We start from the raw sequence: 8,987 nt of genomic DNA, 5'->3' as shown, positions 1-8,987 counted from the left end.
ACCTTCACCTCACCGGCCTCGGCACCTGACCGCGAACACGCCAACAACCAGCTCCGAAGTCAACCCCCGAAGGACTTATGACGCAGACCACTTAGTGGGCTGTCCACGGGCCCCGGCCGCGCCGTAGCCCGGCCACTGCGGTAAGGATCAGCGCCGCCCGGGCCGCGCACGAGGGGCTGCTGCAACTTCCCTACCGGCCGTAGGCTTTGGGAATGGCGACGACCGCAAAGCCCAGGTTCGACGGCGTGATCTTCGACTTCTTCGGGGTCCTGACCTTCAATATGGTCGAGGTGATCTCCTACTTCGAGGACCGTGAGCGACTCGCCCGGGGAACCTTCCTTCGCGCCTGGGCTGACCCACGGGGGCAGGAAATCTTCCGCCGGCTCGAACTCGGCAAGATCAGCCAGAGCGACTGGAACAGCGGGTTCGCCGCCCTGATCGGTGTGTCACCCGACAACCTGATGGCCCGCTACCTCCACGACGCTTTCCCGGCGCACCAGGTGCTCAAGGCCGCGCGGCAGGCACGCGCTGCCGGGATCAAGACCGCGGTGTTGTCCAACAGCCTCGGGCGGGAGCCGTACGACCCCTATGCGGGGTTCGACCTGCACGGCACCTTCGACGAGGTCGTGCTCTCCGCGGATCACGGGGTACGCAAGCCCGACCCCGCCATCTTCCACCTGGTGCTCGACAAGCTCGGGGTGCCGGCCGAGCGGTGCCTGTTCGTCGACGACAGCGAAGAGAATCTGGCCGCCGCCCACCGCCTGGGCATCACGCCGCTGCTGGCGCTGGACGAGAAGGTGGCGGCCAAGCGGCTGCGCGACGTGCTGGGTCTATCCGACCTGTAGGAACTCGCGCACCGCCGTGTGAGCGGTGTGGGGCGCCAGCTTCTCGCGGAGGCCCTTCAGTTCGGAGGCTGAGCGTGCGGAGTCCACCGAGCCGAGGCATCGGGCTGCGTGGCGTGCGGTGGTGACCGCGGCGTCCAGGTCGTGCAGGGCCAGATGTGCTTCGGCGGCGCGGGCGAGGTAGATCGCGTTGCTGCGCGGGTACTCCTCGTCGCCGGGGTAGGCCGCCTTCATGGCGGCCTCGAAGCGGCGCAGTGCCTCGGCCGGGTCTCCGAGCTGCAGCGCGGCCGAGCCGGCGATCATTTCGATCTCGCCGAAGTCCACCCAGTACAGGGGCTTCGGGTCGTCATCGTGTGGCCCCTTGTCCAGCGCCGCGCGGGCGAGATGGAGCTGATGGGCGCACTCCTTCTTCGTGCCGGTCTTCGACAGTGCGCGGGCGGTGCGGGCGGCCAGCATGGCGTGCATGCGCGGAGTCGCCTTCCGCCTCACCTGCTCTTGTGCCGTCTGAAGGAGCGATACCGCCCTGCCCGCGTGCCCGGGGGTGGAGTAGCACTGGATCGCGGCGAACGAGAGCGCATAGGCCCCGCTGATCGGATCGCCGGCCTCGGCGGAGGCCCGGAGGGAGCCGTCGAAGAAGCGTTGTGCGACGCCGGGGCGGCTCTGGTCGAAGGCCGCCCACGCGACCTGCCGCGCCGCCTCGGACGCCATCGCATGCAAGTAGTCCACGGTCCGGCCGTCGTAGCGGCGCGATGAGATCAGTTTGACGATCAAGGACAGTTCACTGCGGGCCAGTTGGTACACCTCGCCGCTGCCGAGCTCGTCATCGAGGTGCCGGAGATGGTCAAGGCGATCGTCGACATGGGCTAACAGCGCCGGACCGCTGGGGAGAGCGGCGGACGGGCCGTCTGTCCGGATCGGCTCCAGGGCCTTGGACCAGCTGCTCGCCGAGACGGAGAGCGCCGCTCCGGCCGACAGGAAACCTCGACGATCCACACTGCTCCCCTTCAACAGGTCGGCGAGAACGGTCAGGCTCCCGGGCTGGTCCCACGGCACGGCCTTGGCGGCCGTCGAACCGGTGTCGTGCAGCTCCGCCGCGAAGGTGCCGTTGGTGTGCAGCACTCTGTCGTAGGCGGCGGCAACACCCGAGGTCACCGACCTGTTCCCGTTCTCCACGTTGCGCAGGTACGCCTCGCCGAATCCCGCCTCACGGGCGAACTTCGCCCACGCCATGCCGGATGCCCTGCGCGCCTCCCGCATATCGTCGCGGAGTTGATCGGGCATCGCGGACGGCCTCCTGTGCTTGGGATCGGTGCTGGATCGGTCCACGTCATTGTCTCCCGGCTGCTACCGGTGTGTGCTCAGCTCGGCACGCAAAGCGAGGTCGTTCGTCCTTCCCTGAGACCTCGCGTGAGCGGCCGAACCCACGGTCCGTCGGGTGGCCCCGTGGCCACCCGACGGCGCCAGGCCGCGCGGTGACACCACGCCGCCGGCTGCACAGCGCACGTCATGGTTCCCTTCCCGCGAGGATCAGGAGCAATCAGATGAGCATGCCGACCACCGTCGAGCGGAGCGGCGAGCCGCAGCCGTCCGCCGACGCCGACACCGGGTCCGACCCGTTCAACCTCGACATCACCTTCGTGGAGAACACGCCGGCGGCCGACACGGTGCTGATGTGCAGCACCGGCGACAACTGTGGCACGTCCTGCCCGAGCGCCTGCGCCAACTCCGGGTCGTAGCCAGTCCAGTCCGGTGGTGCGGGTCTGACGGAGCCGTCCGTCAGAGCCGCACCCCCGCACCTTTCGCGCAAGAACGGAGTGTGGGTGATGACACGTCAACGGCACAGCCTGTACCAGGCCGCCGGAGACGGGATGCTGCGGGCCGCGGTGAACCTCACCGGGCCGGACATGCCGCCCTGGCCCGGGCCTGCCGCTTCGCTCGAACACTGGCGTTCGTGGCTGGCCACCGTGTGGGCCGATGACACCTTCCGGAAGGCCGTCTCTCTCGCCAGCCCGGATCTGGCCCGCCAGGTGACGTCGATCCTCGACGGACGCTCACCGAAGGTACGCCGGGTGCGACGGGCGGCACTGGCCACCGCCCGGTACGCGATCCGGTACACGCGCCGCTCCACCCCGTTCGGCCTCTTCGCCGGTGTCACCCTGACCGGGTTCGCCGATAGGACCGAGGTGCGCTTCGGGGACCGGCACCAGGCTGCCTCTCGGCCGGAGCCGGTGGCGCTGGACGCGGCGATCAGCCGATGGGAGGCGGACGGGGAGCGGATGGACGACGTCGAGGTCTGCGTCAACAACCTCGCTCAGCAGCGAAACGGACGCGTCCACGTTCCGTCCGAGGGCGCCGCGGAGTTCTCCCTCGCGCTGACGCCCGCGGTTGCCCTGGTGCTGGATGCGGCCCGCGTACCGATCCGGTATTCGGCCCTGGCAGACAAGCTCGCCGCCGAGTTCCCGGACACGGCCGCCCACCACCGCACCGGCTTGCTCGCGCAGCTGCTTAAGGTGCGACTGCTGCGGTCCTCGCTGCGCGCGCCCGCCACTGTCGTCGACCCGGCCGACGCCCTGCCGCCCGCCTTGCGGGACGGGGCCCGGAACAACCCGGCGGCCCCGGAGCTGCGGCTGGACGCCACGGTGCGGCTGCCGAAGGCGGTGTGGACGGAGGCGGAGACCGCTGCGACGGCCCTGACCAGGCTCGCCATGCATCCGGCGGGGACCCGGGAATGGCGGCACTATGCCGAGCGGTTCGCCGACCGCTATGGCGAGGGCGTCGAGGTGCCGCTGGAGACGGTGACGGACCCCGAGCGGGGCCTGGGCCTTCCCGAAGGGTTCGGGCACGTGTCCGCGCCTCCCCGCCCGATGACGCGGCGAGACCGGCTGCTTCTGGAGCTGGCCGGCACCGCGGCCGTCGAAGGCCGCCGGTCGGTGGTCCTGTCCGACGCGATGATCGAGGAGCTGGAGGCCGCCGCAGGAAAGCCCGAGGTCACCCCACCCCACCTCGAGGTGTGCGCGCAGGTCCAGTCCGGCTCGGCGCGCGCTGTGGACCGCGGGGATTTCCGGCTTCGGGTATCCACCGTCTCCCGCGCGGCCGGCTCGATGACGGGCCGGTTCTGGTACCTGTTTCCCGGCGCTGGTGCGGCGTACGCCTCTCTGCCCACGGTCGAGCCCGGCGCGGAACGAGCCCAGCTGTCCTTCCACTCCGGCCGCCTCCCGGTGGATCTGCTCACGCGCGCCCCGCGGGTGCTGCCCCGGCTGGTCAGCGTCGGCGAGTTCCGGCACCGCACACAGGGCGTGCTGTTCCCGTCCGATCTGGCCGTGGGCTGCCGCGACGGCCGTCTCTACCTGACCGAGGCCGCGACGGGTACGCACCTGGAGCTGCTCGCGCCGACCGCGATCAACTTTCTGTGGAACAACTGCACCCCTCCGCTGGCCCGGTTCCTGGCCGAGATCAGCCGCGCCGGGGCGCCGCAGGTGACGTGGTTCGACTGGGGCGCGGCCTGGACCTTGCCGTTCACCCCGGCGCTGCACTACCGGCGGTCGATCCTGGTGGCCGCACGGTGGAAGCTGCGCGACAGGGATCTGCCCGGCCGAGCCGCGACGCTGGAGGAATGGGCCGGGCAGTTGCGAGCCTGGAGGGGCCGGTTCGGCGTCCCGGACCGTGTGCTGCTGGCCGAGGACGATCAGCAACTTCCCCTCGATCTGCGCCAGGACCTGCACGTGGACCTGTTGCGCGCCCACCTCGCGGCCAGCCGGACCGGTGTCGCGGTCCTGCACGACGTGCCGCCGTCCGATGCCGATGGCTGGATCGGCGGGCGGACCCACAGCCTCGTTGTCCCGCTGAGGGCCCGCTCATGACGGCGCCGATGACCGTGCCCAGGACACAGGACTTGTCCGAGGGCGCCCTGGGGGAGGCGCTGTTGCACATCGAGCGCGGTGACCTCGCCGCCGCGCGCAGCAGCCTGGCTGAGGCGGTGGCGGGCGGGGTGAGCGCCGGAGGCAACGCGTCGTTGTTCCACGGCGCCCCGGCGTTGGAGTTCGTGCTCAGCCGTGCCGGGCACGCCGGCCGTACCGTCCGCGACGCGGTCGACCGCATCGTGGCCATCCGGCTGGCCGCAGCCCGTCGGCGGCAGGCGGCCGGGGCTCTGCCGCACCCCGCGGAGTTCGACCTCATCCGGGGCCTGGCCGGGCTGGGTGCGCTGCTGCTGACCCGCGGCCCGGCCTCGCCGCTGCTGAAGGAGGTACTGGGCTACCTGGTCTCCCTCTCCCGGCCGGTCTGTATCGAGGGCCGTGAGCTGCCGGGCTGGTGGTCGCAGGCCGGGCCCGCCGACGAGGAGATGGACGGCGGCCACGGCAACAACGGTGTCGCGCACGGCATCGCCGGTGTTCTGGCAGTGGCGTCCCTCGCCGCCCGGCGCGACATCCAGGTACCGGGGCAGCACGACGCCATCGAGGTGTTCGCGCGCTGGCTGGATACGTACGGCCGTTCCTACTGGACCACCTACGACCAGCTATCCGCCCCTCAGCCACCCGAGCCGGAACCCACCCGCCCGTCCTGGTGCTACGGCCGGGTCGGCATCGCCCGCACTCAGCAACTGGCCGCACTCGCCCTGAACGACCCAGCCCGCCGACTCGCGGCGGAGGACACCGTCGCCCGCACACTGGCCGATCCGGCCCATCTCGCCCTCATCACCGACGCCACGCTGTGCCACGGCTGGGCGGGTCTGCTGACCGTCGCCCGCGCCGTCGCCGACGACAGCCCCACCCCGGCCCGGTTCACACCCCTGACCGAAGAACTGACCCGGCGCCTGGCCGCTGACCTGGACCGGCTGCCCAAGCCCGGGTTCATGGAAGGCCGCGCCGGTGCGCAGCTGGCGCTGGACGGCACGAACACCACCGGCTGGACCAGTGCCCTGCTGATCACCTGCCCCCGTCCGCCATCCGACCCGAGCCCCACCGACAAGGAGCGCCCCCGACGATGGACGTCGACGACGAGAACCTCCCGATCACCACAGAGACACACTGGTGGCACGCCACCCTCTCGTTCCCAGGCAGTGCCGGGGTGAGCACGGAAGTCGCCCAGGTACTGTCCTCCGAGCTGCACAACCAGCGGTTCCACTTCCTGCGCAAAGACGGTGGGCTGCGCCTGCGTACCGAGCGTTCCGTAGCCGACCTGCTGGACGGCCTCGTCGCCGACCAGCAGGCCAGCGGCTGGGTGGGCGGGATCTACGAGCCGGAGACCGACGCCTTCGGCGGCCCCGAAGGCATGGATGTCGCGCACGAGGTGTTCTGCGCGGACAGCCCCTCCGCCCTGGCGGAGACCGGCCGCCCCGGTGCCCGAGAACGCTGTGTCCTGCTGCTGTCCTCCATGATCCGGGCGGCCGGCCTGGATCCGTTCGAGACCGGCGACGTCTGGGCGAAGCTCGGCGCCCTGCGCCCGCCCGTCACCCCGCCCACCGGCCCTGCGCGCCAGCGGGCCATCGCCGCCATGAAGCGCCTGATGAACGCCGACGCCGCTCTGCGACGGGACGCCGAGCCCGGCTGGGCCGACCGCGTCGCCACATTCGAAAACGCCGGCCATCGGCTGAGGCGGATGGCCGCTGACGGGCGGCTGACGCGGGGCCTGCGCGCGGTCCTCGCCCATCACGCAATCTTCGCCTTCAACCGCGCCGGAGTACCGGTCGCCGAGCAGGCCGCAACCGCGTGGCTGGGCCGCCACGGCGCCTTCGCCGATAGAGATGAAGCCGACGTGTCCAGCCCCGAGACCACCCCCGAACCCCCTAGCCTCACCCGAATGGAGACGACCCTGAACACCGCCGCCGACCCCGCAGACCTGCGCGAAGCACTCGTGACCCGCCTCACCGACAGCGGACACCTGCACACACCCGAGGTCACCGCCGCCTTCCGCAACACCGACCGCCACCGGTTCCTCCCCGGCGTCGACCTCCAGAAGGCGTATACCGAGGACGCCGTGCCCATCAAGCACGACGAGAACGGCGAGATGATCTCCTGTATCTCCGCGCCGCAGATCGTCGCCACCCAGCTGGAGCAGCTGGGCGCCGAACCCGGGCACACGATCCTGGAAGCCGGGGCCGCCACCGGCTACAACGCAGCCCTCCTCGGCCGACTGGTCGTGCCCGGCGGCCACGTGTGGACCGTGGACGTCGACCAGGACCTCGTCGACACCGCGAGTAAGAACCTCGCACAGGCCGGGGCCTCGAACGTGACCGCCGTGCTGGCCGACGGCGCCGCCGGCCTTCCCGAGCACGCCCCCTACGACCGCATCCAGTTCACCGTCGGCGCCGGCGACGTGCCGGTGCGGCTCCTCGACCAGCTCGCCCCCGGCGGGCGCCTGATCCTTCCCATGAGGATTCGCGGCAGCATCTCCCGCTCCTTCGCCTTCGAGCGCGACGGCGACACCTTCAAGACCGTCTCCTGCGAGATGGCCACGTTCGTACCCCTGCGCAAGGGCGTCTGCGACGACATCTACACCCTCGTGCCCATGGCCGGAGAGGGCAACGTCCGCCTGGAGACCTTCAGCGAGCAGAACGTGGACCGCGACGCGATCCGCACCGTCCTGGACCAGAAGCAGGCCACGGTCTACACCGGCGTGAAGTTCCGCAAAGGCGCCCCCTTCGAGTGGCTGTACCTGTACCTGGCGTCCGTGCTCCCCAGCGGCCTGTCCCGCATGCCCGGCCAGCGCCCCGGCTTCACCCCGCACTTCCCCTGGGGCTCCATGGCTGCGCTCGACGGCGACACCCTGGCCTACCTGACCCTGCGCCACGGCGAGGACGAGCAGGGCTGGTTCGGACAGATCGGCGTCATCGGACACGGCCCGCGCGCCACCGAACTCGCCGACCAGGTCGCCACCGAGATCACCGAGTGGGACGAGAGTTGGGGCAACGACGGGCCCGAACCCACCTTCCGCATGGCCGTCGGCAGCGCCCGCGACCAACTGACCGCCGCCGAACCGCGCTTCGTCATCGACAAGACCTACAGCTGCCTCGTCGTCGACTGGCCGCGCAAGGGATGACCCGATGATCCCCGCGATAGCCGGCCGCATCCCGCTGGTCCGCCGCCCCAAGAAGCCCGCGTTACCGCTGGACGCGCGCATCACCCACCTCACCGGGCTGACCGTCGCACCCGCTGGTGCGGGCCACCACGACCTGGTGGCCCGCACCAGCGGGGTCCTCAACTACGCCGCGCTGATCGCCTCCGACATCGGAATGCCCGACCTGGCCGCCGACCTGTGCTGGCGGCAGCACCGCGTCTTCGCCAGCGCCGGACACCTCACAGGCGACATCGCTGTCATGGCGCTCATGCCCCTGATCAACATCTCCCGGCTGCTGACCCGCGAAGGCGACGGCGAAGGCGCCTACGACATCCTCACGCGGTTGTACCGCGCCGCACAGAAGCGCGGTACAGCTCAGATCCGCAACCACGACATCGACCTCGGGGCCCTGATCCGCACCGAGGAGGACCACCGGAAGGTCTGCCGGGAACTGTGGGCCACCGTGCTCGTCGACGGCGCCAGGGCACTGGCGCGGATCGGCCGCTGGACCGAGGCCGCCGAAGCCATGACCGCGCACCGCGGTGTCGGCAACCGTCTCCTCGACGGCCGCCAAATCATGATCATGTCGCTGATGGAACGCGGCCTCGACCAGCAGGCCCGCGACATGATCGATTCCACCGCACCCGCAGAACCATGGGAGAACGCCATCGCGGCCCTCCTGAGGATCTCCTGCCGACCGTCAAGCTCCCCAACTCCCCAGCCCGAGATGGACTTCGTCCTGCGCGAAGCCCTCGCGCTGCTCACCCCGTCCGACCCCGCAACCGCGGTGTTCCAGGCCCGCGTCGGACTGGCCGCGCTCGACCTGGCCCGGGACCGAACCAGCCCCTCCATCACCCTCCTGCAGGACGCCGTCGTCGACCTGGCCATCCTCGACGCCAACGCCGCCCGCGACGTCCTGAACCACCACCTGGTGCGCTCCCACCTGAGTACTGATCTTTAATGCGTGAGGTAGCAAGGTCACGTTGGGGTCGGACCCATGGTCAGGCCGGTCTCGGTGAGGCAGCCGTCGATGAGGTGCGGGCGGTACTGGATCAGCTTCAGGCCGTGCTTGGCGACCTTGACGAGGTGGTC

7 protein-coding genes are annotated in these 8,987 nt (G+C 70.7%); 6 read left to right on the top strand and 1 reads right to left on the bottom strand.

Going from position 1 to position 8,987, the window contains the following annotated elements:
- Positions 1–212: 212 nt before the first annotated feature.
- The gene (locus ACWD3C_RS47150; protein ID WP_451154761.1) at positions 213–845 is read left to right on the top strand and encodes an HAD family hydrolase; all 633 of its coding nucleotides are present in this window, start codon (positions 213–215) and stop codon (positions 843–845) included.
- Here ACWD3C_RS47150 and ACWD3C_RS47145 read toward each other — a convergent pair.
- Positions 831–2,123 carry a helix-turn-helix domain-containing protein gene (locus ACWD3C_RS47145; protein WP_451154759.1) on the bottom strand — a complete coding sequence of 431 codons (1,293 nt, stop codon included), beginning with the start codon at positions 2,121–2,123 and terminating at the stop codon, positions 831–833. The two genes, ACWD3C_RS47150 and ACWD3C_RS47145, sit on opposite strands and share 15 nt — an antisense overlap.
- Positions 2,124–2,383: 260 nt before the next feature.
- Here ACWD3C_RS47145 and ACWD3C_RS47140 point away from each other — a divergent pair, with 260 nt between their 5' ends.
- The 5 genes from ACWD3C_RS47140 to ACWD3C_RS47120 all read left to right on the top strand — a co-directional run bounded on the left by ACWD3C_RS47140 (position 2,384) and on the right by ACWD3C_RS47120 (position 8,856).
- Positions 2,384–2,578 (top strand): FxLD family lanthipeptide, encoded by a 195-nt coding sequence (locus ACWD3C_RS47140; RefSeq protein WP_451154757.1) that lies wholly within the window; start codon positions 2,384–2,386, stop codon positions 2,576–2,578.
- 87 nt (positions 2,579–2,665) lie between these two features.
- Entirely contained in the window at positions 2,666–4,702 is a 2,037-nt protein-coding gene (locus tag ACWD3C_RS47135; protein ID WP_451154755.1) for a lantibiotic dehydratase family protein, read from the top strand.
- Between the two features lie 8 nt (positions 4,703–4,710).
- Entirely contained in the window at positions 4,711–5,910 is a 1,200-nt protein-coding gene (locus tag ACWD3C_RS47130) for a lanthionine synthetase C family protein (RefSeq protein WP_451154753.1), read from the top strand.
- Entirely contained in the window at positions 5,823–7,877 is a 2,055-nt protein-coding gene (fxlM, locus tag ACWD3C_RS47125) for a methyltransferase, FxLD system (protein WP_451154751.1), read from the top strand. The genes ACWD3C_RS47130 and fxlM overlap by 88 nt, the downstream gene beginning before the upstream one ends.
- A gap of 4 nt (positions 7,878–7,881) precedes the next feature.
- The gene (locus ACWD3C_RS47120) at positions 7,882–8,856 is read left to right on the top strand and encodes a hypothetical protein (RefSeq protein ID WP_451154749.1); all 975 of its coding nucleotides are present in this window, start codon (positions 7,882–7,884) and stop codon (positions 8,854–8,856) included.
- The last annotated feature ends 131 nt before the right edge of the window (positions 8,857–8,987 follow it).

This window comes from Streptomyces sp. NPDC002845 (genome assembly GCF_053591955.1).
The sequence above is the reverse complement of the archived record's forward strand: the minus strand, read 5'-3'. Positions and strand labels throughout refer to the sequence as shown.